Origin of the sequence: Pseudomonas sp. S30 (genome assembly GCF_016518545.1) — a bacterium.
Classification (GTDB): Bacteria; Pseudomonadota; Gammaproteobacteria; order Pseudomonadales; family Pseudomonadaceae; genus Aquipseudomonas.
The window spans coordinates 99,893-123,868 of record NZ_JACVTO010000007.1 but is presented as its reverse complement, the minus strand read 5'-3'; the positions used below and the strand labels follow the sequence as shown (position 1 = coordinate 123,868).

Annotated in this window: 24 protein-coding genes and 1 pseudogene; 17 read left to right on the top strand and 8 right to left on the bottom strand. The window is 66.1% G+C overall.

What is annotated here, in order from left to right:
- Window positions 1-168 precede the first annotated feature (168 nt).
- Complete coding sequence (locus IAE34_RS10315) at window positions 169-471, top strand: DUF6555 family protein (protein ID WP_200138841.1); 303 nt, start codon at window positions 169-171, stop codon at window positions 469-471.
- Between the two features lie 5 nt (window positions 472-476).
- On the opposite strand, the gene IAE34_RS10310 is transcribed toward IAE34_RS10315, so the two are convergent.
- The 4 genes and pseudogenes from IAE34_RS10310 to IAE34_RS10300 all read right to left on the bottom strand — a co-directional run bounded on the left by IAE34_RS10310 (window position 477) and on the right by IAE34_RS10300 (window position 2,246).
- Window positions 477-980, bottom strand: coding sequence for a CinA family protein (locus IAE34_RS10310; protein ID WP_200138840.1), 504 nt, complete (start codon window positions 978-980; stop codon window positions 477-479).
- Between the two features lie 46 nt (window positions 981-1,026).
- The gene (gene mobA / locus IAE34_RS10305) at window positions 1,027-1,617 is read right to left on the bottom strand and encodes a molybdenum cofactor guanylyltransferase MobA (RefSeq protein ID WP_200138839.1); all 591 of its coding nucleotides are present in this window, start codon (window positions 1,615-1,617) and stop codon (window positions 1,027-1,029) included.
- A gap of 60 nt (window positions 1,618-1,677) precedes the next feature.
- Window positions 1,678-1,824: pseudogene (locus IAE34_RS24745) on the bottom strand (hypothetical protein); the annotation flags it as partial.
- A 62-nt stretch (window positions 1,825-1,886) separates the two neighbouring features.
- The gene (locus IAE34_RS10300; RefSeq protein WP_200138838.1) at window positions 1,887-2,246 is read right to left on the bottom strand and encodes an HPF/RaiA family ribosome-associated protein; all 360 of its coding nucleotides are present in this window, start codon (window positions 2,244-2,246) and stop codon (window positions 1,887-1,889) included.
- Between the two features lie 258 nt (window positions 2,247-2,504).
- On the opposite strand from IAE34_RS10300, the gene IAE34_RS10295 reads away from it, so the two are divergent.
- The 6 genes from IAE34_RS10295 (at window position 2,505) to IAE34_RS10270 (ending at window position 8,746) form a co-directional block, all read left to right on the top strand.
- On the top strand, window positions 2,505-2,810 hold the full coding sequence (locus IAE34_RS10295; RefSeq protein ID WP_200138837.1) for a DUF3649 domain-containing protein: 306 nt from the start codon (window positions 2,505-2,507) through the stop codon (window positions 2,808-2,810).
- Window positions 2,807-4,378, top strand: coding sequence for a PepSY-associated TM helix domain-containing protein (locus IAE34_RS10290; protein ID WP_200138836.1), 1,572 nt, complete (start codon window positions 2,807-2,809; stop codon window positions 4,376-4,378). Before IAE34_RS10295 ends, IAE34_RS10290 begins: the two co-directional genes overlap by 4 nt.
- The gene (locus IAE34_RS10285) at window positions 4,378-4,704 is read left to right on the top strand and encodes a DUF3325 domain-containing protein (RefSeq protein ID WP_233631063.1); all 327 of its coding nucleotides are present in this window, start codon (window positions 4,378-4,380) and stop codon (window positions 4,702-4,704) included. The genes IAE34_RS10290 and IAE34_RS10285 overlap by 1 nt, the downstream gene beginning before the upstream one ends.
- The gene (locus tag IAE34_RS10280) at window positions 4,701-5,255 is read left to right on the top strand and encodes an RNA polymerase sigma factor (RefSeq protein WP_325100984.1); all 555 of its coding nucleotides are present in this window, start codon (window positions 4,701-4,703) and stop codon (window positions 5,253-5,255) included. The genes IAE34_RS10285 and IAE34_RS10280 overlap by 4 nt, the downstream gene beginning before the upstream one ends.
- On the top strand, window positions 5,252-6,229 hold the full coding sequence (locus IAE34_RS10275) for a FecR family protein (protein ID WP_200138834.1): 978 nt from the start codon (window positions 5,252-5,254) through the stop codon (window positions 6,227-6,229). The genes IAE34_RS10280 and IAE34_RS10275 overlap by 4 nt, the downstream gene beginning before the upstream one ends.
- A gap of 123 nt (window positions 6,230-6,352) precedes the next feature.
- The gene (locus IAE34_RS10270) at window positions 6,353-8,746 is read left to right on the top strand and encodes a TonB-dependent siderophore receptor (RefSeq protein ID WP_200138833.1); all 2,394 of its coding nucleotides are present in this window, start codon (window positions 6,353-6,355) and stop codon (window positions 8,744-8,746) included.
- 24 nt (window positions 8,747-8,770) lie between these two features.
- Here IAE34_RS10270 and IAE34_RS10265 read toward each other — a convergent pair whose 3' ends face one another.
- Entirely contained in the window at window positions 8,771-9,652 is an 882-nt protein-coding gene (locus IAE34_RS10265; protein WP_200138832.1) for a helix-turn-helix domain-containing protein, read from the bottom strand.
- A 195-nt stretch (window positions 9,653-9,847) separates the two neighbouring features.
- Between IAE34_RS10265 and IAE34_RS10260 the strand changes: the two genes are divergently transcribed.
- The 4 genes from IAE34_RS10260 (at window position 9,848) to IAE34_RS10245 (ending at window position 13,653) form a co-directional block, all read left to right on the top strand.
- Complete coding sequence (locus tag IAE34_RS10260; RefSeq protein ID WP_200138831.1) at window positions 9,848-10,747, top strand: DMT family transporter; 900 nt, start codon at window positions 9,848-9,850, stop codon at window positions 10,745-10,747.
- A gap of 85 nt (window positions 10,748-10,832) precedes the next feature.
- Entirely contained in the window at window positions 10,833-12,353 is a 1,521-nt protein-coding gene (locus tag IAE34_RS10255) for a glucosyltransferase domain-containing protein (protein WP_200138830.1), read from the top strand.
- A gap of 23 nt (window positions 12,354-12,376) precedes the next feature.
- Complete coding sequence (locus tag IAE34_RS10250; RefSeq protein ID WP_200138829.1) at window positions 12,377-12,718, top strand: GtrA family protein; 342 nt, start codon at window positions 12,377-12,379, stop codon at window positions 12,716-12,718.
- The gene (locus tag IAE34_RS10245) at window positions 12,715-13,653 is read left to right on the top strand and encodes a glycosyltransferase family 2 protein (RefSeq protein ID WP_200138828.1); all 939 of its coding nucleotides are present in this window, start codon (window positions 12,715-12,717) and stop codon (window positions 13,651-13,653) included. Before IAE34_RS10250 ends, IAE34_RS10245 begins: the two co-directional genes overlap by 4 nt.
- A gap of 82 nt (window positions 13,654-13,735) precedes the next feature.
- Here the strand turns inward: IAE34_RS10245 and IAE34_RS10240 are convergent, their stop codons facing one another.
- Both IAE34_RS10240 and IAE34_RS10235 read right to left on the bottom strand, forming a co-directional pair.
- Window positions 13,736-14,710: a 2-hydroxyacid dehydrogenase gene (locus tag IAE34_RS10240; RefSeq protein ID WP_200138827.1), complete on the bottom strand. Its 975-nt coding sequence runs from the start codon at window positions 14,708-14,710 to the stop codon at window positions 13,736-13,738.
- A 151-nt stretch (window positions 14,711-14,861) separates the two neighbouring features.
- Complete coding sequence (locus tag IAE34_RS10235) at window positions 14,862-15,803, bottom strand: LysR family transcriptional regulator (protein ID WP_200138826.1); 942 nt, start codon at window positions 15,801-15,803, stop codon at window positions 14,862-14,864.
- 179 nt (window positions 15,804-15,982) lie between these two features.
- On the opposite strand from IAE34_RS10235, the gene IAE34_RS10230 reads away from it, so the two are divergent.
- The 4 genes from IAE34_RS10230 to IAE34_RS10215 are packed head-to-tail and all read left to right on the top strand — an operon-like array spanning window position 15,983 to window position 20,714.
- Complete coding sequence (locus IAE34_RS10230) at window positions 15,983-17,455, top strand: efflux transporter outer membrane subunit (RefSeq protein ID WP_200138825.1); 1,473 nt, start codon at window positions 15,983-15,985, stop codon at window positions 17,453-17,455.
- Window positions 17,452-19,611, top strand: a complete 2,160-nt coding sequence (locus tag IAE34_RS10225; protein ID WP_200138824.1) for an FUSC family protein — start codon at window positions 17,452-17,454, stop codon at window positions 19,609-19,611. Before IAE34_RS10230 ends, IAE34_RS10225 begins: the two co-directional genes overlap by 4 nt.
- Window positions 19,601-19,801, top strand: coding sequence for a DUF1656 domain-containing protein (locus IAE34_RS10220; RefSeq protein WP_200138823.1), 201 nt, complete (start codon window positions 19,601-19,603; stop codon window positions 19,799-19,801). The genes IAE34_RS10225 and IAE34_RS10220 overlap by 11 nt, the downstream gene beginning before the upstream one ends.
- Before the next feature lie 55 nt (window positions 19,802-19,856).
- Window positions 19,857-20,714 (top strand): efflux RND transporter periplasmic adaptor subunit, encoded by an 858-nt coding sequence (locus tag IAE34_RS10215; protein ID WP_200138822.1) that lies wholly within the window; start codon window positions 19,857-19,859, stop codon window positions 20,712-20,714.
- A gap of 79 nt (window positions 20,715-20,793) precedes the next feature.
- On the opposite strand, the gene IAE34_RS10210 is transcribed toward IAE34_RS10215, so the two are convergent.
- A complete protein-coding gene (locus IAE34_RS10210; RefSeq protein ID WP_200138821.1) occupies window positions 20,794-21,237 on the bottom strand; it encodes a universal stress protein in 444 nt (147 codons plus the stop codon).
- Between the two features lie 165 nt (window positions 21,238-21,402).
- Between IAE34_RS10210 and IAE34_RS10205 the strand changes: the two genes are divergently transcribed.
- On the top strand, window positions 21,403-22,296 hold the full coding sequence (locus IAE34_RS10205) for a LysR family transcriptional regulator (RefSeq protein ID WP_200138820.1): 894 nt from the start codon (window positions 21,403-21,405) through the stop codon (window positions 22,294-22,296).
- 140 nt (window positions 22,297-22,436) lie between these two features.
- Window positions 22,437-23,954 carry an MFS transporter gene (locus tag IAE34_RS10200; protein ID WP_200138819.1) on the top strand — a complete coding sequence of 506 codons (1,518 nt, stop codon included), beginning with the start codon at window positions 22,437-22,439 and terminating at the stop codon, window positions 23,952-23,954.
- The last annotated feature ends 22 nt before the right edge of the window (window positions 23,955-23,976 follow it).

Genomic DNA, 23,976 nt, shown 5'->3' with positions numbered 1-23,976 from the left:
TCTGGCACGCTGGTGCTCCGCTGTCGGGGGTCAAGGCTGTGACCGAAGCCGCGCTGCAGGAGTTCTACGGCGCATCTGCCATTGTCGTGAGTGACCGGCTGGTCAAAAAAAAGGAATCTTTTCTTCGTTTGCTCGCTCCATTGCTGCGAACTGATGGAGGAGAGTCCAATGGCGGAACAGCAACTGTATGTGATCGAGTACGCGCTGCATGGGGAGTACCGGACGTTCATCATCCGGTTGCCGCGCATGGACAATGCCCACGCCTGGCATTGGGCCAGCTGCGATGCAGGTGTCGGTATCATTCCGCGTTTCGGCCAGCATTCGATCAAGAAAGTCAGTCGCCCGATGGCCGAGCGCTATGGCTTGTCCGACGTGCGCTGGCGGCCGGCGGGGCAGGGGCCGGAATTCGTTGCACCCTCGGTGGACGTGAAGAAATTTTCCCGCAGCGGTCAGTGCGAGGCGGACGTCTAGGGGGATCAGGCTCGCTCGCCGCGTAACCAGCGCTGGTGGTAGTGAGCCAGCCGCGACAGCCCGTACAACGCCCCTTCATGCATCACCTGCGCGCGTTCACCGAAGAAGCGCTGGGTGCGAGTGAACACCGCCATCGGCTCGCCCGCGAACGCCCAGGCAAAGCACAGGGTGCCCGGATTCACGCCTGCCTCGGGAGCGGGTCCGGCCACGCCGGTGGTAGCGATGGCCACGCTGGCATCGCTGTCCTTCAGCGCGCCCAGCGCCATTTCCCAGGCCACCGCCTCGCTGGTCAAGCCATAGCGCTCGATGGTCTCGGGGCTGACGCCGAGCAGGCGACGCTTGGCACTGGGTGAGTACACCACGTAACCGCTTTCCAGCACCTCACCAGCGCCCGGTACGGCCGCCAGCAAGGTGACCATGGCCCCGGCCGTGCAGGACTCGGCTGTGGTCAACAGCAACTGATGTTCTTTCAGGTAATGCAAGGTCGTGTGCAGAGTGTCTGGGGTCATGGCGGCGGCCTGCGCGGGTTGATGAACGACTGAGGTCGGTGGCCAATCAGCTACCTGAAGGGTAGTCCAGCAACAACGCCGGGCTGTTGAAGTTGCTCAATCGCCGATCGCCCTTCAGGCAGTCCAGTGCAGCAACGCCCTTGGCCGCGAGCGCCCTCTGCAAGCTACGCTCGCCTTCGTGCCAGGCGTGCTCCAAAACGGGCAGCAGACGCCGGGGCAGGGCGCTGAACATCGGCTGCCAATAGCCCGCCTGGCGGACCATCGCGGCGCCATCGTGATCCAGGGCCGCCTGGCGCAAGTCGTGGATCAACGCCTGGTCGATCAGCGGCGAGTCACAGGCCAGCAGCACCACCCAGTCGTGGTGCATCGCCCTCATGCCGGCGATCACACCGGCGAGCGGACCCGGGTAGCCCGCTTGATCATCCGCAACGCAGCGGTCTGCATAGCGGCTGTAAAGCGCAAGGTTGCGATTGCAGGAAATCACCAGGTCATCGGTCATGGGCCGCACGATCTCTTGCAGGTGCGCGATCAGCGGCTTGCCGCGCCACGGCACCAGGCCCTTGTCACGCCCACCCATGCGCTGGCCCCGGCCACCGGCGAGAATGAGGACGGAATAGGGTGGAAGTGTATCGGGCATGGAAAAAGGCTCCGGGCGGCGTTGCCCGGAACCCTCTCATCGAACGCCTGGCTTGTCCAGTCACGCGTCAGGTGTGGCCTTGCCTCGGCCCGTCACGCGCATCACCACGACGAAGAACACCGGCACGAACACCACCGCCAGGGTGGCACTGAGCATGCCGCCGATGACGCCGGTGCCGATCGCCTGCTGACTGGCCGAGCTGGCGCCGCGGGGGGGGGCCCCCCGCCCCCCCCCCGGGGGGGGGGGGGGGGGCGTCGGCCCATCAGCTGTCACTCTTGGATGGGCTGCGGGTCTTCGATGAGCTGCGGAGCGCTGCGCTTGCTGCGCAGTTTGCCAAAAAGGTGCTCCAAGGCATTGTTGAGCTTGTTCGCTGCGCCTTCGATCGCGTGTTCCAGCGAGTCGGCGGTGTGACTGACCGAAATCGGCTGGTGGCCTTTTGGCCGGGCTTCGATCTGGCAGCGCTTGTCGTGAGGGCCGGACTTGTCGCCGTTCTCGTCACGCAGATGCACCTCGATGCGGGTAAGGTCGTCTTCATAGCGCTGCAGCGTGCTTTCCAGCGTGCTGCGGACCCATTCGTTCAGACGGCTGCTGCTGTCGATATGGTTGCTGCTGTTGACCTGGATCTGCATGGTTCAATCCTTATTCAGCTGGCTCGCAGTGAGGCGCGCCTAGGCCGGTGAGGCCCATGGAAACGCTTCGCCTCTTGACTCTAAAGTCAGGCAAGTGGAGGGGGAATTCAACCCCCTGGTCGTAAATAAATGTCTTGTTTCAAAATCGGAGCGAAGTCCTCGGGACTTTGCACGGCGCAGCCTGTCCCGAAGCTTTGCTTGTGAGAATTGAAATCATTACTATTGCATTCCTTCGCCATCGCTTCGGATCGCCGTACCATGAAAAGCCCTGCCGCCGGTCTGCCTTTGCGCTATCGCCTGGCCGTGACCTCACGCAGCCTGGCCGCCTTGCTCGGCGGCTATCTGCTGGCCTCGGCGGTGGCGGTCTGCTTGAGCCTGCTGCTGCCCGGGGCCCGCGTCGACGCGGTCCTGAGCGCGACCATGCTGTCCTTTGTCTTCTGGGTGCTGGCCTTCATCTGGTGCTTCGCCTGCCGTAGTGCCTGGCGCGCCTGGCTCGGGGTGTTGCTGCCCAGTGCCGCGCTGGGGGCCGTTGGCGCGCTGGCGTACTGGACGAAGCTGTCATGAAGGAAGGCTTTCGCCAGGCGATGGCCTGGCTGCACACCTGGACCGGGCTGATTTTCGGCTGGATGCTGTTCGCCATTTTCCTCACCGGCACGCTGTCGTACTTCAAGGAAGAGATCACCCACTGGACCAAACCGGAAATCCAGAGCCATCCGCTGAACCCGGCAGCCAGCCTGGATCTGGCGCAACGCTACCTGCAGGCCAACGCGGCGGGTTCCAGCACCTGGTTCATTCGTCTGCCCGGCGAGCGCGAGGCGGCCATGAGCGTGGGCTACCGCGACCCGGACCCGGCCAGCAAGCGCGGCTTTCTCGGCAGTGAGCTGGACGCCGCCAGCGGCCAGGTGGTCGAGGCTCGCGAGAGCATGGGCGGCGAGTTCTTCTACCGTTTCCATTTCCAGTTGCAGATGCCCCATCCCTGGGGGCGCTACCTGTCCACCTTCTGCGCCTTCATCATGCTGCTGGGGCTGATCACCGGCATCATCACCCACAAGAAGATCTTCAAGGAATTCTTCACCTTCCGCCCCGGCAAGGGCCAGCGCTCGTGGCTGGACGGCCACAATGCCATTGGCGTGCTGGTGCTGCCGTTTCACCTGATGATCAGCTACAGCAGCCTGGTGATCTTCATGTACATGGTCATGCCCGCCGGCATCATCGCCAGCTATGGCGATACCGACGGCTACTTCAGCGACCTGTTCGGTGGTGAGGAAAACGTGCAACCGGCCGGCGTCAGCGCCTCACAAGTGCCGCTGTCGAGCCTGTACGCCAAGGTGCTGGAGCAGGCACCCGGCGCGCACCTGAACCTGATTCGCGTGCAGAACCCGGGGGACGCCAACGCGCGGGTCACCCTCAGTCGCGCCTCGGCGGACAGCGTGGCCTATCAGCGCAGCACCAACTGGACCTTCGACGGCGCCACGGGCGCGCTGGTGGCCCAGGGCGCACCGGAGAGCGCGGCGATGAAGACCTCCTTCACCTTCGTCGGCCTGCACATGGGCAACTTCGCCGGCCCCTGGTTGCGCTGGCTGTACTTCGTGTTCGGGGTGGCGGGTACCGCAGTGATCGGCACCGGCCTGGTGATGTGGCTGGGCAAGCGCCAGCTCAAGCATGCCAAGAGCGAGCGCCAGCCGCCGGAGCTGCGCCTGGTGGAGGTGCTCAACATCGCCAGCATGAGTGGTCTGCTGCTGGGCGTGGCGGCGTTCTTCTGGGCCAACCGGGTGCTGTCGGTGACTTTCGAAGCCCGCTCGGACTGGGAGGTGAACGCCTTCTTCCTGGCCTGGGGGCTGTCGCTGGTCCATGCCGTGCTGCGTCCGGGACGACGCGCCTGGGGCGAACAGCTGGCCCTGGGCGCTGCGGCCTTCGCGCTGCTACCGCTGCTCAACGGCCTGACCACAGGTCACGGTCTGAATCGTTCGATTCCCGCGGGCGACTGGGCCATGGCCGGATTCGACCTCACCGCCCTGGGCGCCGGCCTGTTCCTGGCCTGGGCGGCCCGCAAGATGCTGCGCGCACCCAAACCGGTGGCCAAGCGCGCGGCCCGTGGCAAGGCCACGGCCGAATCCCTGGAAGCGAGCTGATGCTGAGCGTTGCCCTGTTCAACTTCGCGGCGCTGGCCGCCCTGTGCCTGGCCATGGACAAGCACTTCGCCGACCTGCTGAGGCGCAAGCCCCGGTCGGCCCAACTGCTGGCCTTGCGGGTCGCCGGCGGGTTGCTGTTGCTGGTCGCGCTGCTGCGGGCGGTGCACCTCGAGGGGCTGGCGCTGGGCCTGGTCGAATGGACGGCGCTGCTGATGGCCGGCCTGACCCTGTGGGTGTTCGGCCTGCCTTACCAGTCGCGCCTGCTGCTGGGGCTGGCGGCCGGCAGCCTGGTGGCGGCGCCGCTGCTCATGGCCGTGCCGGCGTGACCGAGCCGGAGCTCGACGAAGCGGGCGGCCGAGCGCGGTTCGTCCAGGTGTTCCTGGCCCAGCGCGGACGCATGGAGGCGCTGGTCAGTCGCCGCGTCGGCTGCCGCGCCACGGCCAGCGACCTGGTCCAGGAGTTGTTCCTGCGCTTCTGGCGCCGGCCTGCGGTCAAGGTCGAGGCGCTGGACACCTACCTGCTGCGCTGCGCCGGCAACCTGGCCATCGATCATCTGCGCAGCGAGGGCAGTCGTGGCCGGGTCAACGAGGGCTTGAGCCTGGACGAGGAGCCGTCGACGCAGGCCCCGGAGCTGGCGCTGGAGGTCGACCACGACCTGCGCCGGATCGACCAGGCGCTGCGCGCCCTGCCGGAGCGCACCCGGCAGATCTTCCTGCTCAACCGCATCCATGGCCGCAAGTACGGCGAAATCGCCCAGGCCATGCAGGTGTCCCAGAGCGCCGTGGAAAAGCATATGATGCGCGCCCTCGAAGCGTGCAAGGCGAGTATCGCCGAACCCGCTGTCGCCACGCGCAGGCCAGGGAGCGAGCGCCGATGAATCCGTCCGATCCGATCATTCCCGAGGCCTCGCGCCGTGCACTGGGCTGGTTGAGCCGTATCAACGAACGCCCGGCCACGGCCGACGGCGCGGCGTTCAAGCGCTGGTTGCTGGCCGATCCCGCGCACCGCAGCGCCTACCTCGAGGCGCAGGCGCTGTGGCAGTCGACCGAGGCTCCCGCTCGGCGCCTGGCCGATGAAGACGATGGCGCCTTGCAGCAGTACTTGCAGCGCATGGATCGCCCTCGGCGTCGCGCGCCCTGGTATGGCGCCGCTCTGGCAGCCGCGGCCTGCCTGGTGCTGGCCCTCGGCAGCCTGGCGGGCTGGCAGCCACAGTTCTGGTGGCAGGACCTGCGGGCCGACTACACCAGCTCGGCGCAGGTGCGCGAGGTCACGCTGGTCGATGGTTCGCGCCTGACTCTGGATGCCGGCACAGCCGTGACGGTGGATTTCGAGCATGGCCAGCGCCGCGTACGCCTGCTGCGCGGCGCCGCGTTCTTCGAAGTGACCCATACCGGCGCACCGTTCGTGGTCGACGCCGGTGGCGGCGAAGTGCGGGTGCTAGGCACCCAGTTCGAGGTGCGCGACCAAGGCCAAGGTGCTCAGGTCACGGTGCGCAGCGGCCGAGTGGCGGTGCTGCCGGGCAACGGCGGTGCCACGCGCGAGCTGGTGGCCAACCAGCAGATGGCCTATGCCCGGGGCGTGGCCGGCGAGTTGCACGGTGTGGACAGCGACAGTGCACTGGCCTGGCGCCAGGGCTGGCTGAACTACTATCAGGTGCCGCTGGCGCAGGTAGTGGATGACCTGCAGCGTTACTACCCCGGACGCATACTGCTGCTGGACGAGCCACTGGCCCAGCGCCGGGTCAGCGGCAGCTTCCCGCTGCACGAGCCGCTGCAGGCCTTGGCTTCGCTGGGCAAGGTGGTGGGCTTCACGCCCACTACGCTGTTGGGGCGAGTGACGGTGCTGCGCTAGCGCTCTGATGCAGGTTGTAAGTTTTTTTCAAAAAGCAGGTGAGGTATTTCCCAGCCATATCCGTGTAGTGAGTGAAAGTGCGATTCATTCTCAGTCGTCCCATTCCCTCACAGGTCTGCGTTCATGAAGTTCTCTCCCCCTTGCCTTGCTCTCTGGTTCGGCGTGTCCGCCGCCTCGGTCGTCGCCCCGGTGTCGCTGGTCCAGGCTGCCGAGCAGGCTCAGTCCTACATCTTCGCCCAACCGGCGCAGCCTCTGGCACAGGCCTTGGCGGCGTTCAGCCGCGCCACTGGACAGAGCGTGGTCTATACCCAGCAGCTGCCCACGCAGTCGGCGCCGGCCTTGCAAGGGGCGTTCAGCGCCGAACAGGCACTTGACCAGTTGCTCGGCGGCTCGGGCCTGGCGTGGCGGCGAGTCGATGCCCGCACCTTCACCCTGGAGTCGGCGAATACCGGCGCTGCCATCAACTTGCAGGCCACCACCGTCAGCTCGCAGATGGACAGTAGCAGCTACCAGCCGCCGGCCAGCGCGTCGATCATGCGCGGGCAGGGCCCCAACCTGGAAATTCCCCACGCCATCAACGTGGTGTCGGCCCAGGTGCTGCGCGACCAGGCGCCGCGCAACCTCGACGACGCCCTGGCCAACGTCAGCGGCATCACCCAGGGCAACAACTTCGGCGCCACCGCCGACACGGTGATGAAGCGCGGCTTCGGCGACAACCGGGACGGCTCGATCATGCGCGACGGCATGCCGTTGGTGCAGGGTCGCAGTCTCAACGCCACCACCGAGCGGGTGGAGGTGCTCAAGGGCCCGGCTTCGCTGCTCTACGGCATCCAGGACCCGGGCGGGGTGATCAACGTGGTCAGCAAGCGCCCGCAAATGCAGCAGTACAACGCGCTGACCCTGCGCGGGTCGACCTACGGCAGCGGCAAGAACGGCAGTGGTGGCAGCTTCGACAGCACCGGCGCGCTGGGTGACAGCAACCTGGCTTACCGGCTGATCGTCGACCATGAGGACGAGGACTACTGGCGTAACTTCGGCGTGCACCGCGAGTCGCTGGTGGCGCCTTCGCTGGCCTGGTTCGGTGAGGACACGCAGGTGACGCTGTCCTACGAGCACCGCGAGTTCCTGACCCCGTTCGACCGCGGTACGGCCATCAGCAACCGCACCAATCATCCTCTGGACATCCCCGCTACGCGGCGGCTGGACGAGAAGTTCAACGACATGGAAGGGCGCTCGGACCTGTATCGCCTGGAAGTGGATCACCAGCTCGACGACGTCTGGAAGCTGCACCTCGGCTACAGCTTCAACCGCGAGACCTACGACGCCAGCCAGGTGCGCGTGACCGGCGTGAACGATGCCCAGGGCACGCTGAACCGCAGCATCGATGGTACCCACGGCGCCATGAGCCGCGACCAATTCGCGACCTTGAGCCTGGCCGGCAACGTCCAGCTGGCCGGCATGCAGCATGATCTGCTACTTGGGATGGACCACGAGGACCGCAAAATCTACCGCGCCGACCTCATTCGCCAGAACAGCCGCTCGCGCTTCAGCTATCTGAATCCAGTGTATGGCCGGGAAGTCGAAGGCACTACGGTGCGTGCCAGTGACAGCGACCAGACCGACAAACTGCGCACCGACTCGCTGTTCGCCCAGGATGCGATTCACCTGGACGATCACTGGATCGCCGTGGCCGGCGTGCGCCTGCAACAGTACGATCAACTCGCTGGCCGTGGCCGGCCGTTCACCGCCAACACCGACGCCCACGACCACGCCTGGACCCCGCATGCCGGGCTGGTCTACAAGGTCGACGAACAGTTGTCGTTCTACGGCAGCTACAGCGAGTCGTTCAAGCCCAACTCCAGCATCGCGCCGCTGACCGGCGGGTTGGTGCTGGATTCCTCCATCGCGCCGGAGGAGGGCAAGGCCTGGGAGCTGGGCGCCAAGCTGGACATGCCCGGGCGCCTCACCGGCACCCTGGCGCTGTTCGACATCACCAAGCGCAACGTGCTGGTGTCCAACCTCGACGCGAGCACGGGCGAGACGCTGTACAGCAACGCCGGCGAGGTGAATTCGCGAGGCGTCGAGCTGGACCTCAGCGGTCAGTTGAGCGAGCGCTGGAGCCTGATCGGCAGCTATGCCTTCACCGATGCCGAAGTGACCAAGGACCCGTCGCTCAAGGGCAATCGCCTGCAGAACGTGGCGCGCCACACGGCGTCGCTGTCGGCGGTGTACGACTACGGCAGCCTGTTCGGCGGCGACGACCTGCGCCTGGGCGCGGGCGCTCGCTATGCCGGCGAGCGTGCGGGCAACCCGACCAACGATTTCGACCTGCCGGCCTACACCGTGGCCGATGCCTTCGCCAGCTACGAGACGCGGGTGGATGCCCACAAGGTGCGTTTGCAGCTGAACGTGAAGAACCTGTTCGACAAGGTGTACTACAGCTCGGCGGTGAACCGCAATTTCGTCGCCATCGGCGATGCGCGACAGGTGAGTGTGTCGAGTACGCTGGAGTTCTGAGGACGGACTGTGTCGTGCTGTTGGCTAGCGCGGGCTGGCGAAGGCGGCGCGGTAGTCACCTGGTGTGGCGCCCAGTGCCTGCCTGAAGCGGTTGCTGAAATGGCTGGCACTGGCGAAGCCGCACATCAACGCGATCTGTCCCAAGGGCAGCATGCCATGGCGCAGCAACCGGCACGCGTGCTCCAGGCGCCTGGCCAGCAGGTACTGGTGCGGCGGCAGGCCGAAGCTGGTGCGAAACATCCGGGCGAAGTGGTATTCGGACAGGTTGCAACGCAGCGCCAGATCGCTCAGAGACAGCGGCTGGTCCAGGTGCGCCTGTATGTAGTCGGTGAGTTGTCGCCGCTGGTGGGGCGCCAGGCCGCCCTTGAGCCTCAATCCCAGGCGCGGCCCGGCCTGATCGAGCACGGCATGATCGACGATGGCGTGGGCCAGGCTGCTGGCCAGCAGGCGTTCGCCCGGTTCGCTCCAGCCCAGGGTGATCAGCTGGCGAAAGCGCAGGGCCTGCTGCGGGTCGTCGAGGAAGATCGCTTCGTGTAGCTGCACCTGGCGGGGCTCGCGGTCGAGCAGGCGCAGGCAGCCCATGGCGAAGCGTTCCTCGCTCACGTACAGGTGCGCCAGGCGGATGCTGCCGTCGATGATCCAGTTGGACTCGTGGCCGGCCGGCATGATGCACAGCCTGCCGGGCGCGCCCTTGGTGCCGGGCCGCTGGCGACGGTAGGTGCCGGTGCCGTCGGCGATGTAGCACGACAGTGTGTGGTGGCTCGGGGCTTGGTAGTCGCGGGCGTCGTCGCGGTTGCTCCACAGGGCAGCAGCCAGGCCCTCGCCGAATAGCGCACTGGATTCCAGGCGCGCATGGGGCGAGCTGTTCAGGGCGTTGAACACGTGCAGCTGATCAAGGGATGACATCGGCGTTTTCCTCTGAGTGCCCATCGTACTGCCCGGTGCGCCGGTTACCAGTACCGCTGGAGGGAAAAGCGCAAGTTTGTGCAAGCGCCTGGGCCAGGCAGGGTGAACACTGCGCCGGTCGGAACCTGAAGGCTGCGCGCAAGACACTTGCTCGGGCCTTCAGCGTCCCAGTCGCTCATCCTCGAGGATCGCCCCATGAACCTGTCCCTGTACCTGCTCACCGTGCTCATCTGGGGCACCACCTGGATCGCCCTCAAGCTCCAGTTGGGCGTGGTGGCGATTCCGGTGTCGATCGTCTATCGCTTCGCACTGGCCGGGTTGATCCTGTTCGCCTTTGTGCTGCTGACGCGGCGCCTGCAACCGATGAATCGTCGCGGCCACCTGATCTGCCTGGCCCAGGGCGTGTGCCTGTTCTGCGTCAACTTCCTGTGCTTCCTCAATGCCAGCCAGTGGCTGGCCAGCGGCCTGATCGCCGTGGTGTTCTCCACCGCCACCTTGTGGAACGCCCTCAATGCGCGGCTTTTCTTCGGCCAGCGCATCGCGGTCAACGTGCTGGCAGGCGGCGCGCTCGGCCTGGTCGGGCTGGCGCTGCTGTTCTGGCCGGAGCTGTCCAGCCATCAGGCCAACGCCGACACTCTGCTGGGGGTGGGCCTGGCGTTGCTCGGCACGCTGTGCTTCTCGGCGGGCAACCTGCTGTCGACGCTGCAGCAGAAGGCCGGGCTCAGGCCCATGACCACCAACGCCTGGGGCATGGTGTACGGCGCGAGCCTGCTCGGGGTGTACTGCCTGCTCAGCGGCGTACCCTTCTGCGTGGAGTGGAATGCGCGTTACATCGGCTCGTTGCTGTACCTGGTGATTCCCGGCTCGGTGATCGCCTTCACCGCCTATCTCACCTTGGTCGGGCGCATGGGGCCAGAGCGCGCGGCCTATTGCACCGTGCTGTTCCCGCTGGTGGCGCTGAATGTGTCGGCCTTCGCCGAAGGCTACCAGTGGACGGCGCCGGCGCTGCTGGGGCTGCTGGCGGTGATGGCGGGCAACGTGCTGGTGTTTCGCCGGCCACGGGTGCGTGAGTCGATGACGGGGCTGGCGCGATAGCGTTCTTCGGCGCTGACAGATTTGTCAGGTGACAGGTCGGCCGCACCCGCTAGACTTGCCGGGACAAACGAGTTCGGGGCAGTGCATGTCGTCTAGTGTGTTCTGGAATAGAAATCTCACCCCGCAGGAGGTCTGGTTTGTCTGCCTAGTGGCGATAGGGCTGCATCTACTGCCGTTGATCCTGGTCGATTACGCGTATATTGACGATATATGGCGCAGCCAGACTGCCAGTATCACGAATGGATCAGCAGACTCCTGGGTCGTTCAGGGTCGAGTGTTGACCGAAGTGCTGCACCTGCTTCTAGGCTTCAGTGCAGCCGGCCCCAATCTATTTCCGCTGCCTTTGCTGCTAGCGTGGCCGTTGATCGCAGCGGCGCTGGCCAGGCTTGCCATGCACTACTACCCTCAGCCCCGCCTGACCCACGTGCTGGTCGTTCTGCCCCTGTGGTTCAATCCTTTTTTCCTGCAGAACCTCTCTTATCAATATGATGCGCCTGCAATGGGACTGGCTCTGGCGGCCTGCGCCTGGGCCATCGCACTAGGTGCGAAGGGGTGGCGCTCATGGTGGTTGGGTGGCCTGCTGATAGGGGTCGCTTGCAGTCTTTATCAGGTCAGCATCAACGTTTATGTCGGATTGACCTGTTTGGAAATCATGAGGCGCGTCGTCGAGGGCAGCCGCGCGGTCGACGTCTTCAAGCATCTGGTTGCGCGTGCCGGGCAGTTCTTGGCCGGCTGTGTGATTTACCTGCTCACGGCGCATCAGTTGGTCGATGTGCCACGCTCGGCCATGCTACCACTGGATGCCCGTTGGCTTGCCGAGATGCAGGCGCGTCTTCAAATCACCTCGGAGCATGTGGCGCTGTTGCTCACGCCGGGAACGATCTGGTTGTGCTGGACCCTGATCGGACTGGCGCTGGCGATGCTGACCGTCCATCTGGTTGCGATAGCACGCAGTTCTCGCCCGGTATGGGAGCGCTGGTGCCTGGGCGTCGCGTTGCTGCTACCGGTGCCGGTATCGTTGGTGATGGTATCGGGAATGGCGCTGCTGTTTGCCGAGTTCAACCCAGGCGCGCGCTTGCTCATGGGGTTTGGACCGTCGCTGGTCATCCTGCTCTGGTTGGCTCATGACGCCTTGCAGCGCGTCCACTCACGCCTGAGCTGGGTCATTGCGTTGCCCGTCTTGTTCATGCTGTCTTTTTCCTTCGCCTATGGTCGGGTGCTGGTGCAACAGAAAGAATTGCAGCGTGTGGTGAGCTTCTCGCTGGCCCACGAGTTGCAGGTCCAGCCGACTCTGCGCGATGCAGACCACTACTATCTGTTGGGTTACGATGCCGATCATTCCTGGGTGCCGGCCGCCAGTGGATCCTTCAAGGCGATGCCTGCGTTGGAGTACGTGCTCAATATCCACTTCATGATCCTGCCGGAGATGATGCCGAGGGTCGGTATCAAGCCTTTCCAGGGTGAGCCGCCACTGGATCGCCAGCAGCTTCAGGCATTGGCTCCCCGAGCGGTGGTGAACAGTGAGTTCTTCACGATTTACCGTATCGAGCAAAGCGTCTACGTGGTGATGAACTTGCCGCACGACCTGAGCAGTCCGTCCCTGTGAGTGGTCGGCGGATTGCGCGCTTCATGCTGGTGGGCTTGGGCAACACCCTCGTCCATTGGCTGGTGTTTTCGCTGGTCTATCTGATCTCGGGGCTCGGCCAGGCCGCGAGCAATCTAGCCGCTTTCATCGTAGCCGCAAGCGTTTCCTATTACCTCAACGCCCGCTTCACCTTCGCCGCCACGCCCAGCAGAGGCCGCTACCTGCTGTTCGTGGTCGGCATGGGCGCCTTGAGCCTGCTGCTCGGCGCGCTGGCCGACCGGGCGCGCCTGTCGCCCTGGTTGACCCTGGTGAGCTTTTCGCTGGTCAGTCTGGTGGTGGGCTACAGCTATTCCCGTCGAGTGGTTTTCAAAGGAAGAACGCCATGAACATCAGCTTGATCGTGCCGGTGTACAACGAACAGGACACCCTGGAGCACTTCTACCGGACCGTGCGCGGCGAGCCCTCGTTGCAGGGGATGACGGTGGAGATCCTGTTCGTCAACGACGGCAGCAGCGATGCCACCGAAGCCCTCTGCGAGGGCCTGGCGCAGCACGACGAATGGGTCACGGTGATCAACTTCTCGCGCAATTTCGGCAAGGAATCGGCGCTGTTCGCCGGGCTCGAATACGCCGATGGCGACGCCATGGTGCCCATCGACGTGGACTTGCAGGACCCCATCGAGCTGATCGCACAGATGGTTGAGCGCTGGCAGCAGGGCGCCGACGTGGTGCTGGCCAAGCGGCGCAGTCGCCAGGCCGATACCCCGCTCAAGCGCTGGAGCGCGCGGTTGTATTACCGGCTGCACAACCGCATCGCCTCGACCCACATCGAGGAGAACGTCGGCGATTTTCGCCTGCTCGACCGCAAGGTGGTGGAGGCGATCCGTCAGTTGCCCGAGCAGCAACTGTTCATGAAAGGCGTGTTGTCGTGGGTGGGCTTTCGTACCGAGATCATCGAGTACGACCGCCCGGCCCGCGTCGCCGGGCAGAGCAAGTTCGGCCTGTGGCGCCTGTGGAACCTGGCGCTGGACGGCATCACCTCGTTCAGCACGGTGCCGCTGCGGTTGTGGACCTACATCGGCGCTGGGGTATCGCTGTTCGCCTTGCTGTTCGCGGTGTACCTGATCGTGCAGAAGGTGCTGTGGGGCACCGATCTGCCCGGTTATCCCTCGCTGCTGTCGGCGATCCTGTTCCTAGGCGGCGTGCAACTGATCGGCATCGGCATCCTGGGCGAATACGTGGGGCGGATTTACCAGGAGGCCAAGCACCGGCCGCGCTATGTGGTGCGCAAGGTGCTGGGCAGACGGCGGCAGCCGCGTTGATGGCGTAGCGCCAGCGTCGTGCAGGGTTCGCAGCGGCACGGTGCCCGGTATCACGCCGGGCACCGTGCCCCTCGCGCTGCCGTCAGCCCTTCCACACCTGCGGGTTGACCAGGTCCTGCGGTCGCTCGCCCAGCAGCGCCGCGCGCAGGTTGTCCATCGCCCGGTTGGCCATGGCCTCGCGGGTTTCAGCGGTCGCCGAACCGATGTGCGGCAGGGTCAGGGCATTGGGCAGGCGGAACAGGGGCGAGTCGGCCAGCGGCTCCTTCTCGTACACGTCCAGCCCGGCGCCGCGAATGGTGCCGGCTTGCAGCGCCTCGATCAGGGCCGCCTCGTCCACCACCGGCCCACGGGCGATGTTGATCAGGAACGCGCTGGGCTTCATGCGCTTGAGCTCAGCTGCACCGATCAGCTTGCGCGTGGCCTCGGACAGCGGCACCACGATGCAGACGAAGTCCGATTCGGCCAGCAGTTGCTCCAGGCTGCGGTATTGCGCGCCCAGCTCCTGCTCCAGCGCCGGCTTGCGACTGTTGCCGGCGTACAGCACCGACATGTTGAACCCCAGGGCGCCGCGTCGGGCGATGGCGGCGCCGATGTTGCCCAGGCCGACGATGCCCAGGGTCTTGCCGTGCACGTCGCTGCCGAAATGCGTCGGGCCCACGCTCGCCTGCCAATGGCCGGACTTGGTCCAGGCATCCAGCTCGGCGGTGCGGCGGGCGCAGCCCATGATCAGCGAGAAGCCAAGGTCGGCGGTGCTTTCGGTGAGCACGTCCGGGGTGTTGGTGAGGGCGATGCCGCGTTCGTTGAAGTAGTCCAGGTCGTAGTTGTCATAGCCCACCGAGACGCTGGACACCACTTCGAGCTTGCCGGCGCCTTCGAGCTGCGCACGGCCGAGCTTGCGACCCACGCCGATCAGGCCATGTGCCTGGGGCAGCGCTTCGTTGAACTGGGCACTGACGTCGCCGAGCTTGGGGTCGGGCAGGATCACGTCGAAATCCTCGCGCAGGCGCTCGGCCATGGCCGGGGTGATACGGCTGAAGGCCAGGACGGTCTTTTTCATCGGCTACTCCTGTAGGCGCGGCATGACCCGCGATGGCCAGCGCTGCTGGCCGGTTGGATGTGCTGTCGTCGGTCGTTCACAGGGTGAAGGGACATGGGGTTGCCTGGCAACCCGTTGTGGGTGAATCGCCCCGGGGAACCGCCGTCGCCGCTCAATGAGCGCCTTCGTGGGTCTTGAGGTCGGCTTCGTGGGCCGCGAGGATTTCCGGCAGCGAATTGCGCAGGTACTCCACCCAGGTCTTGATCTTCGCATCCAGATACTGGCGCGAGGGATAGATGGCGTACAGGTTCAGTTCCTGCAAGCGGTAGTCGGGCATCACCCGCACCAGGCTGCCGTCGCGCAGACCGTCGATGGCCGAGTAGATCGGCAGCACGCCGACCCCCATGCCGCTGCGAATCGCGGTCTTCATGGCGTCGGCGGAATTGACCTGGAACGGCGAGCTGTGGATGTTCACCACCTCCTGCCCCTGCGGACCATCGAACAGCCATTTCTCCAGCGGGATCACCGGGCTGACCATGCGCAGGCAGCGGTGCTTGAGCAGTTCGGCCGGCTTCTGGGCGCTGCCGTGCTGGGCGATGTACTCGGGCGAGGCGCAGACGATGCTGTAGGTGATGCCCAGGCGCTGGGACACGAAGCCCGAGTCGGGCAGCTCGCTGGCCAGCACGATGGACACGTCGTAGCCCTCGTCGAGCAAATCCGGTACGCGGTTGGCCATGGTCAGGTCGAAGGTCACGTCGGGGTGAGTCTCGCGATAGCGGGCGATGGCATCGACCACGAAATGCTGGCCCACGCCGGTCATCGAATGCACCTTCAATTGCCCGGCGGGCCGGGCATGGGCGTCGCTGGCCTCGGCCTCGGCCTCTTCGACGAAGGTGAGGATCTGTTCGCAGCGCATCAGGTAGCGCTTGCCCGCTTCGGTCAGGGCGATGCGGCGGGTGGTGCGGTTGAGCAGGCGGGTTTGCAGATGGGCTTCCAGGTTCGACACCGCCCGCGACACGTTCGCGGTGGTGGTGTCCAGTTGCCCGGCGGCGGCGGTGAAGCTGCCGAGTTGGGCGACGCAGCTGAAAGCACGCATGTTTTGCAGGGTGTCCATGGGTCACTCTCGATCTAGAGGACGAAATTGTGCCATGACGCGCTGGAAATGCACGTGCGACCAAAGCCGGATTATCACGATTCCGGTAACAAAGATTCGCAGGAATGCGCGCTTATCGCCAATGAAACCGGCCCCTAGAATTGCCTCGCCCTTCACCTCACCCTCGGGAAATCGCCGCAGTGCCGCGTCGCTACCTCGGAGCGCTCAACGCGCTCAGTGCCTGTGCCCTCAGTCTGTCCCTGAGTGGCTGCATCACCTCGGCGGGCATCGGCCCGCACAGCCAAGCGCTGCAACCCGATCGACTGCTCACCGACGCCGCCATCCGCGAAGCCGAACAGGACGCGGCCTGGCCCGCGCAACGCTGGTGGCAGGCCTACGGCGATCGCCAGCTCGATCACTGGATCGATCTGGCCGTTGCCGGTAGCCCGAGCCTGGCCATGGCCGCGGCGCGGGTGCGCCAGGCGCGGGCCATGGCGGGGCTGGCCGAGTCGGCCGAGCAGTTGCAGGGCGATGCCCAGGTCAGCCTCAAGCGCCATGCCTGGCCGCAGGATCAGTTCTACGGCCCCGGTGCGCTGTCCGGCGCCGACACCTGGGACAACTCGGCCAACCTGGGCCTGCGCTACCCGCTGGACCTGTGGGGCGGCGAGCGCGCTGCCAGCGAGCAGGCCGTGGACCTGGCGCATCAGCGCGTGGCCGAGCAGCAGCAGGCGCGCCTGGAATTGCAGAGCAATGTGGTGCGGGCCTACATCCAGCTGAGCCTGGATTTCGCACGGCGCGACATCGTCGCCGCCCAGTTGCAGCAGCAGACGCAGATCCTCGAGCTGGCCCGTCGCCGCCTGGCGGCCGGGCTCGGCACCCACTTGGAGATCAGCCAGGCCGAGGCACCGCTGCCGGAAACCCGTCGTCAGCTCGACAGCCTCGAAGAAGCCATCGCCCTGGACCGCAACCAGCTGGCCGCGCTCGCCGGCAAAGGTCCGGGGGAGGGCGCCGCGCTGACCCGGCCGACGCTGGCCTTGGGCGCACCCCTGGGCCTGCCTTCCAGGCTGCCCGCCGAACTGGTCGGCCAGCGCCCGGACGTGGTCGCCAGCCGTTGGCAGGTGCAGGCGCAGGCACAGGGCATCGAGGTGGCGCACGCGGCGTTCTTCCCCAACGTCGACCTGGTCGGCGGCCTGGGTTTCGTGGCGACCGGAGGCGGCCCGCTGGCCTTTCTCGCCGGACGCAAATTCAACTACGACGTCGGCCCGGCGATCAGCCTGCCGATCTTCGACGGCGGCCGTCTGCGCGCCGACCTGGGCCGGGCGTCGGCCGAATACGACATGGCCGTGGCGCACTACGACGCCACGGTGGTGGCAGCGCTCAAGACGATCTCCGACCAGCTGATCCGCCGCGAGTCGATGGCCCAGCAGGCACGCCTGGCCGACGAGTCGGTGGCCGCCGCACAGAAAACCTGCGACATCGCCACCGTGGCCTTCCAGCGCGGCCTGACCGACTACCTGGACGTGCTCCACGCCCAGACCCTGCTGTTCCACCAGCGGCAGATCCAGCAGCAGGTGCAGGCCGCGCGGCTGAGCGTGCATGCAGAGCTGGTCACCGCACTGGGCGGAGGGCTCGCTGCCGGCAGCGATGTTCCGCGCGCGGAGCCCCACCGATGAAGCAGTGGTTGTCGGGCCTGGAGTGGCGCCGCGGCTTCTACGCCTGGGCACGCACCGACGGGGTCACCTGGATCTACATCTTCAAGGTGCTGGCCGCCGCCTTCCTCACCCTGTGGCTGGCCATGCGCCTGGAGTTGCCGCAGCCGCGCACGGCGATGATCACGGTGTTCATCGTCATGCAGCCGCAGAGCGGCCATGTGTTCGCCAAAAGCTTCTATCGCCTGCTCGGCACCCTGGCGGGCTCGGCGATGATGGTCACGCTGATCGCGCTGTTCCCGCAGAACACCGAGCTGTTCCTGCCCTGCCTGGCGCTGTGGATCGGCCTGTGCTCGGCCGGGGCGATGCGCCATCGGACCTTTCGCGCCTATGGCTTCGTACTGGCGGGCTACACCGCAGCGATGATCGGCCTGCCGGTGTTGCAACACCCGGATCAGGCCTTCATGGCCGCGGTGTGGCGGCTGCTGGAGATCGCCCTGGGTATCCTGGTCGCCACTCTGGTCAGCGCCGCGATCCTGCCGCAGTCGGCCAGCGCGGCCATGCGCCACGCGCTTTACCAGCGCTTCGGCGTGTACGCCGGGGTGATGGTCCAGGCGCTGCGCGGGCACAGCGAGCGCGCCGCGTTCGAAGCCGGCAACGTGCGCTTCATCGCCGAGGCGGTGGGCCTGGAGAGCCTGCGTAACGTCACCGCCTTCGAAGATCCGCACATGCGCCGCCGCTCTGGCCGGCTGATGCGCATGAACAGCGAGTTCATGGCCATCACCACGCGCTTCAACGCCCTGCATCGCTTGCTCGAGCGCCTGCGCGCCCGAGGACCTGCACAGATCGTCGCTGCCATCGAGCCAGGCGTGCAGACCCTGGTGCAACTGCTCGAACCTTATGTGAACCGCTACCTGACCGACCCCGACGCGCTGCGCCTGACCCTGGAACTGGCGGCCTACAAGGAGGGGTTGCAGACCCAGGTACGCCGTTTGCGCGCCGAGTACCTGCAGACCTCGCCCAGCGAGGCCGACCTGCTGGATTTCCACACCACCTACGAACTGCTGTACAGGCTGATCGACGAGCTCTACAGCTACGCCCAGACTCACGCGTCGCTGGCCGCGCACCGCCATGAGCGCGAGCGCTGGGACGAGCCGTACGTCTCCCAGACCAGTTGGCTGGTGTGCGTGGCAGCCGGGGTGCGCGGTGCGGCGGTGCTGTTGTTGCTGGGCAGCTACTGGCTGCTCAGCGACTGGCCCAGCGGCGCCATGATGACGCTGATCGCCACGGTCACCGCCGGGCTCTCGGCCGCCTCGCCCAACCCTCGGCGAATGGCCTTCCAGATGGCCTGCGGGACCCTGCTCGGGGCCTTCATCGGCTTCTTCGAGACCTTCTTCGTGTTCCCCTGGATAGACGGCTTCGCCCTGTTGTGCCTGGTGCTGGCGCCGGTGTTCGTGCTCGGTGCCTTTCTCTCCTCGCGCCCGGCCTACGCCGGCTACGGGGTGGGCCTGCTGGTGTTCTTCGCCATCGGCTCGGTGCCGAACAACCTGACGGTGTACGACCCCTACAGCTTCATCAATGACTACCTGGGCATGCTCATCGGCATGCTGGTGTGCGCGGCTGCCGGGGCGATCATCCTGCCGCCGAACAGCCGCTGGCTGTGGAGCCGGCTGCAGCGGGCGCTGCGCGAGCAGGTGCTGTTCGCCATCGGTGGACGCCTGCGCGGGCTCGGCTCGGCCTTCGAGAGTCGTACGCGCGATCTGCTGCACCAGGCCTATGGGCTGGCAGCGGGCAGGCCGCAGGTGCAGGCCGAACTGATGGGCTGGATGTTCGTGGTGTCGGAGATCGGCCACGCCGTCATCGAGCTGCGCAAGGAGCAGGCCAGTGCCCCCGTGCACCCGGCCTACGCCGAATCGCAGCCGTGGCGGCAGGCCATCCGGGTGATGGGGCGGGCCCTGGCACGGCTGTTCCTGCAACCGGATGCCAGCAATCACGAACGGGCGCTGGTGGCGGTGGACCATGCCATCAGCCGCGTGCAGGCCACGGACGAGCCTTTCGCCCGCCATTTCGACACCTCGGTGCTGCGGCGGGTGCAGAGCTACCTGCACTTCATCCGCACCTCGCTGCTGGACCCCTCGTCACCCCTGGCACCGGTCGAAGGAGCCCGCCATGCCCCGTGAAATCGCCTTCCATGGCGTGTACCTGCCCACCCTGACCTTGCTGTTCCTGTTCGCCGCGGGCCTGGCGTGGGGGCTGGACCGCTTCATCGCCAGCCACGACGGCTACCGTTTCTTCTGGCACCCGGCGCTGTTGCGTCTGTCGCTGTTCGTCTGTCTGTTCGGCGCGCTGGCGCTGCCGCTCTATTGGTGAGAATGCCCCCGTTGAGAATGCCCCCGTTGAGAATGCTCCTGTTGAGAATGCCCCGATGAAAAAATTCTTCAGCCTGCTGGCCACCCTGCTGGTGCTGGGCGCGGCCGTGGTGATCGGCCGCCAGCTATGGCTGCACTACATGACCACGCCCTGGACCCGCGACGGTCGGGTGCGCGCCGACATCGTCAACGTCGCCGCCGACGTGCCCGGCTATGTGGTGGACGTGCCGGTGCACGACAACCAGCGGGTCCGAAAAGGCCAGGTGCTGATTCGCATCGATCCCGAGCATTACCGCCTGGCGGTCGCCCAGGCCCGCGCCCTGGTGGCGTCGCGCAAGGCCACCTGGGCGATGCGCCAGGACAATGCGCGGCGCCGCGCCGACCTGGACAACCTGGTGATCTCTAAGGAAAACCGTGACGACGCCGGTACCCTGGCCAGCGCGGCCCTGGCCGATTACCAGCAGGCCCAGGCGCAGCTGGCCGCGGCCGAGCTGAACCTGGCGCGCACCGAGATCGTGGCCAGCGTGGACGGCTACGTCACCAACCTGAACATCCACAAGGGCGACTACGCGCGCACCGGCGAGGCGGTGATGGCCTTGGTCGACGAGCATTCCTTCTGGGTGTACGGATTCTTCGAGGAAACCAAGCTGCCCCACGTCAAGCCAGGCGACCGCGCCGAGTTGCAGATGATGAGCGGCGAGGTGCTGCGCGGGCATGTGCAGAGCATCGCCCGGGGCATCTACGATCGGGACAATCCGCAGAGCCGCGAGCTGGTGGCCGACGTCAACCCGACGTTCAACTGGGTGCGGCTGGCCCAGCGGGTGCCGGTGCGCATCGAGATCGACGAGGTGCCCGAGGGGTATCTGCTGGCGGCGGGGACCACGTGTACGGTGGTGGTGACGCCAGGGTCTTGAGCGCAGGGGGCGTGCCCGGCGAGGTGGGTGGCCTGGCTGGCATCATCGCCGGTAAGCCCGCGCCCAGCCCGCCTGGGCCTCACGTCGCCGGGCAGACCAGCACCGGCACGTCCACCTGGTCGATCACCTTGGCGCTGATCGAGGGGTCGAGCAGCCGGCCCAGGCGTGACAGGTGCCGATGGCCCATCACGATCAGCTCGCAGCCCAGTGCCCGGGCCTTGTCGACGATCGCCTCGACCGGCTGCGCGGCGACCATGCTGCCCTGGCACTCGAACCCCGCCTCGCGCAGGGTGCCGATGGCGCTGGCCAGGGCGCGTTCCGCCTGCTGCTGTTCGTCGCAGGCAGCGGGGTATTCCTCCCGTTCCTGCTCGGTGTAGGACGCAGGGCGCACGTGCACGGCGAAATCCGGATCGATGGCCAGCAGCACATGCAGCGGCTGCTCGCCGGGCCGGCAGTAGCGGCGCACGAGGTCGAGCAGGGTGAGGCTGGCGGGGGAGGCATCGAGGGCAATGAGTACAGGCATCAGGGTTCCTTCCTGTCAGAGGCGGGTTCATGCGCGATGAGGCTGCTCCATTCTTCAGTCTTGTTCCTGCCGGATAAAGCCCTGCCCATGCAGCTAATCATTGCACCAGACGCAATCCCTGGGCTGTTACCATCGCGTTTTCCACACTCATCCTGGTGATCGAGCATGCAGCTCCCGGACATGAACCTGCTGGTCGCCCTCGACGCCCTGCTGGACGAAGGCAGCGTGGTGGGGGCGGCGCAGCGCATGAACCTGAGCCCAGCCGCCATGAGCCGCACCCTGGGGCGGATCCGCGAGGCATTGGGCGACCCGGTGCTGGTGCGCGCCGGACGCGGCCTGGTGCCGACGCCACGGGCGCTGGCCCTGCGCGACCAGGTTCGGGCGCTGGTGGAACAGGCTGGCCTGGTGTTCAACAGCGCAGACAATGTCGACCTGTCGCGCCTGGAGCGCACCTTCAACGTGCGCACCAACGACCTGTTCATCGCCCTGTATGGCGCGCAACTGCTGCACATGATGCAGGACCAGGCACCGCGCACCGTGCTGCGCTTCGTGCCGGAGTCCCATGGCGACGACCTGGTGCTGCGCCAGGGGCACATCGATCTGGTGGTCAGTTCGAGCATCGAGCTGGGGCCAGAGATCAAGGTGCAGCACCTCTTCGACACCCATTTCGTGGGCCTGGCCCGTGAGAGGCATCCGATCTTCGACACGCCCATCACTCCGGAGAGTTTCGTGCGTTATCCGCAGATCAGCGTATCGCGCCGTGGCCGGGCCAACGGACCGATCGACGTGGAGCTGGCAAGTTTTAAACTGCATCGTCGCGTCGCGCTGATCACACCGAGCTTTCACTCGGCGATGTTCTCGCTGCCGGCCTCGGACCTGATCCTGCCGATGCCGGCCAACATACTGGGCAATGTCCTGGAATTCGGCTTGCCGCTGCGCGCGTTCGAGATTCCGATGCCATTGGAAAAGGTGCGGGTGATGCAGGCCTGGCACCCGCGTTTCGACAACGACCCAGCCCATCGCTGGTTGCGCCGTACCTTGAAGGCTTGCTGCCAATAGGCGTCCTACCTGAAAAATGAACAGACGCTATATGGATTGCGTTTGACGCAACTCAAACCTTCCAACAAGTCAGTTTTCGTAAGTATTCGTGACCTCTAGAATCTCCCAGGCCATAAATTGTTGCCGGAGATGTCCAAATAATGAGTGTCGCGATTGCACCTGCCACCGCTGCGCCCGTGCAGTCGGCGTTCGGCCTGCGCGTGATCGCGGGCCTGTTCGGGGTGCTGCTGGCGGTGCTGTGTGCCGGTCTCAATGAGACCGTGACCAAGCTGTCGCTGGCCGATATCCGCGGTGCCATGGGCATCGGCGCCGATGAAGGCGCCTGGTTGCTGGCGGTGTATGCCGCCGCGTCGGTCTCGGCCATGGCCTTCTCTCCCTGGCTGGCCACCACCTTCTCGCTGCGCCGCTTCACCCTGGTCGCCATCGGCGCCTTCGCCGTGCTGGGCCTGGTCCAGCCCTGGGCACCGAACCTGCACTGCCTGATGCTGCTGCGTGTGCTGCAAGGTTTCGCTTCAGGCGCGTTGCCGCCGATGCTCATGAGCGTGGCGCTGCGATTCCTGCCACCGGGCATCAAGGTCTATGGCCTGGCCTGCTATGCCCTGACCGCGACCTTCGGTCCGAATCTGGCCACGCCGTTGGCGGGCCTGTGGACCGAGTACGTCGGTTGGCAGTGGGCGTTCTGGCAGATCATCCTGCCCTCTGTGTTGGCCATGGCCTGCGTCGCCTGGGGCCTGCCACAGGACCCCCTGCGCCTGGAGCGCTTCGCCCAGTTCGACTGGCGCGGCGTGCTGCTCGGCCTGCCGGCCATCGCCAGCCTGGTGCTGGGCCTGTCGCTGGGCGACCGCTGGGGCTGGTTCGACTCGCCGCTGATCACCTGGCTGCTGGGCGGCGGCAGCGTTCTGCTGGTGCTGTTCCTGTACAACGAGTGGTCCGAGCCGCTGCCCTTCTTCCAGTTGCGCATGCTGTCGCGGCGCAACCTGAGCTTCGCCCTGCTGACCCTGGCGGGGGTGCTGGTGGTACTTTCCGGGGTGGCCAGCATTCCCTCGGCCTACCTGGCGCAGATCCAGGGCTACCGGCCCGCGCAAACCAGCCCGCTGATGCTTCTGGTGGCCCTGCCGCAACTGATCGCACTGCCGCTGACCGCCGCGCTGTGCAATCTGCGCGCGGTGGACTGTCGCTGGGTGCTGGCGATTGGGCTGGCGATGCTGGCGGTGTCGTGCCTGGGCAGCAGCCTGTTGACCAGCCAGTGGATCCGCGGCGATTTCTATCCGCTTTACCTGCTGCAAGTGTTCGGCCAGCCGATGGCGGTGCTGCCGCTGCTGATGCTCTCGACCACCGGCATGAGCCCGCAGGACGGGCCCTTCGCTTCTGCCTGGTTCAACACGGTTAAAGGATTGTCGGCGGCCATCGCCAGTGGGCTGCTCGATGCCGTGGGCACCCTGCGCCGGCATTTCCACTCCACCCACCTGGTCGACAGCCTGGGCAATGCGCCGCAGATGGGCGATGCAGCGGCCAACCTGGCAGCCCGGCTGCACGAGCAGGCGCTGGTGCTGACCTCTGCCGACCTGTATCGGGTGATGGCGTGCATCGCCATCCTCCTGATCTGCCTGATTCCCTTCGTGCCTACTCGGGTCTATCCGCCCCGGGCGGTGGCCTGACCCTGACGTTCGAGACACGCGA

What these genes read in the sequence shown, in the direction of transcription:
- IAE34_RS10210 (WP_200138821.1), bottom strand. Translation starts at nt 21,237, where the DNA reads ATGCCTGTACTCATTGCCCTCGATGCCTCCCCCGCCAGCCTCACCCTG.
- mobA (WP_200138839.1), bottom strand. Translation starts at nt 1,617, where the DNA reads ATGCCCGATACACTTCCACCCTATTCCGTCCTCATTCTCGCCGGTGGC.
- IAE34_RS10315 (WP_200138841.1), top strand. Translation starts at nt 169, where the DNA reads ATGGCGGAACAGCAACTGTATGTGATCGAGTACGCGCTGCATGGGGAG.
- IAE34_RS10260 (WP_200138831.1), top strand. Translation starts at nt 9,848, where the DNA reads ATGAACCTGTCCCTGTACCTGCTCACCGTGCTCATCTGGGGCACCACC.
- IAE34_RS10220 (WP_200138823.1), top strand. Translation starts at nt 19,601, where the DNA reads ATGCCCCGTGAAATCGCCTTCCATGGCGTGTACCTGCCCACCCTGACC.
- IAE34_RS10310 (WP_200138840.1), bottom strand. Translation starts at nt 980, where the DNA reads ATGACCCCAGACACTCTGCACACGACCTTGCATTACCTGAAAGAACAT.
- IAE34_RS10240 (WP_200138827.1), bottom strand. Translation starts at nt 14,710, where the DNA reads ATGAAAAAGACCGTCCTGGCCTTCAGCCGTATCACCCCGGCCATGGCC.
- IAE34_RS10275 (WP_200138834.1), top strand. Translation starts at nt 5,252, where the DNA reads ATGAATCCGTCCGATCCGATCATTCCCGAGGCCTCGCGCCGTGCACTG.
- IAE34_RS10205 (WP_200138820.1), top strand. Translation starts at nt 21,403, where the DNA reads ATGCAGCTCCCGGACATGAACCTGCTGGTCGCCCTCGACGCCCTGCTG.
- IAE34_RS10225 (WP_200138824.1), top strand. Translation starts at nt 17,452, where the DNA reads ATGAAGCAGTGGTTGTCGGGCCTGGAGTGGCGCCGCGGCTTCTACGCC.
- IAE34_RS10270 (WP_200138833.1), top strand. Translation starts at nt 6,353, where the DNA reads ATGAAGTTCTCTCCCCCTTGCCTTGCTCTCTGGTTCGGCGTGTCCGCC.
- IAE34_RS10250 (WP_200138829.1), top strand. Translation starts at nt 12,377, where the DNA reads ATGCTGGTGGGCTTGGGCAACACCCTCGTCCATTGGCTGGTGTTTTCG.
- IAE34_RS10245 (WP_200138828.1), top strand. Translation starts at nt 12,715, where the DNA reads ATGAACATCAGCTTGATCGTGCCGGTGTACAACGAACAGGACACCCTG.
- IAE34_RS10300 (WP_200138838.1), bottom strand. Translation starts at nt 2,246, where the DNA reads ATGCAGATCCAGGTCAACAGCAGCAACCATATCGACAGCAGCAGCCGT.
- IAE34_RS10255 (WP_200138830.1), top strand. Translation starts at nt 10,833, where the DNA reads ATGTCGTCTAGTGTGTTCTGGAATAGAAATCTCACCCCGCAGGAGGTC.
- IAE34_RS10215 (WP_200138822.1), top strand. Translation starts at nt 19,857, where the DNA reads ATGAAAAAATTCTTCAGCCTGCTGGCCACCCTGCTGGTGCTGGGCGCG.
- IAE34_RS10235 (WP_200138826.1), bottom strand. Translation starts at nt 15,803, where the DNA reads ATGGACACCCTGCAAAACATGCGTGCTTTCAGCTGCGTCGCCCAACTC.
- IAE34_RS10290 (WP_200138836.1), top strand. Translation starts at nt 2,807, where the DNA reads ATGAAGGAAGGCTTTCGCCAGGCGATGGCCTGGCTGCACACCTGGACC.
- IAE34_RS10200 (WP_200138819.1), top strand. Translation starts at nt 22,437, where the DNA reads ATGAGTGTCGCGATTGCACCTGCCACCGCTGCGCCCGTGCAGTCGGCG.
- IAE34_RS10295 (WP_200138837.1), top strand. Translation starts at nt 2,505, where the DNA reads ATGAAAAGCCCTGCCGCCGGTCTGCCTTTGCGCTATCGCCTGGCCGTG.
- IAE34_RS10285 (WP_233631063.1), top strand. Translation starts at nt 4,378, where the DNA reads ATGCTGAGCGTTGCCCTGTTCAACTTCGCGGCGCTGGCCGCCCTGTGC.
- IAE34_RS10265 (WP_200138832.1), bottom strand. Translation starts at nt 9,652, where the DNA reads ATGTCATCCCTTGATCAGCTGCACGTGTTCAACGCCCTGAACAGCTCG.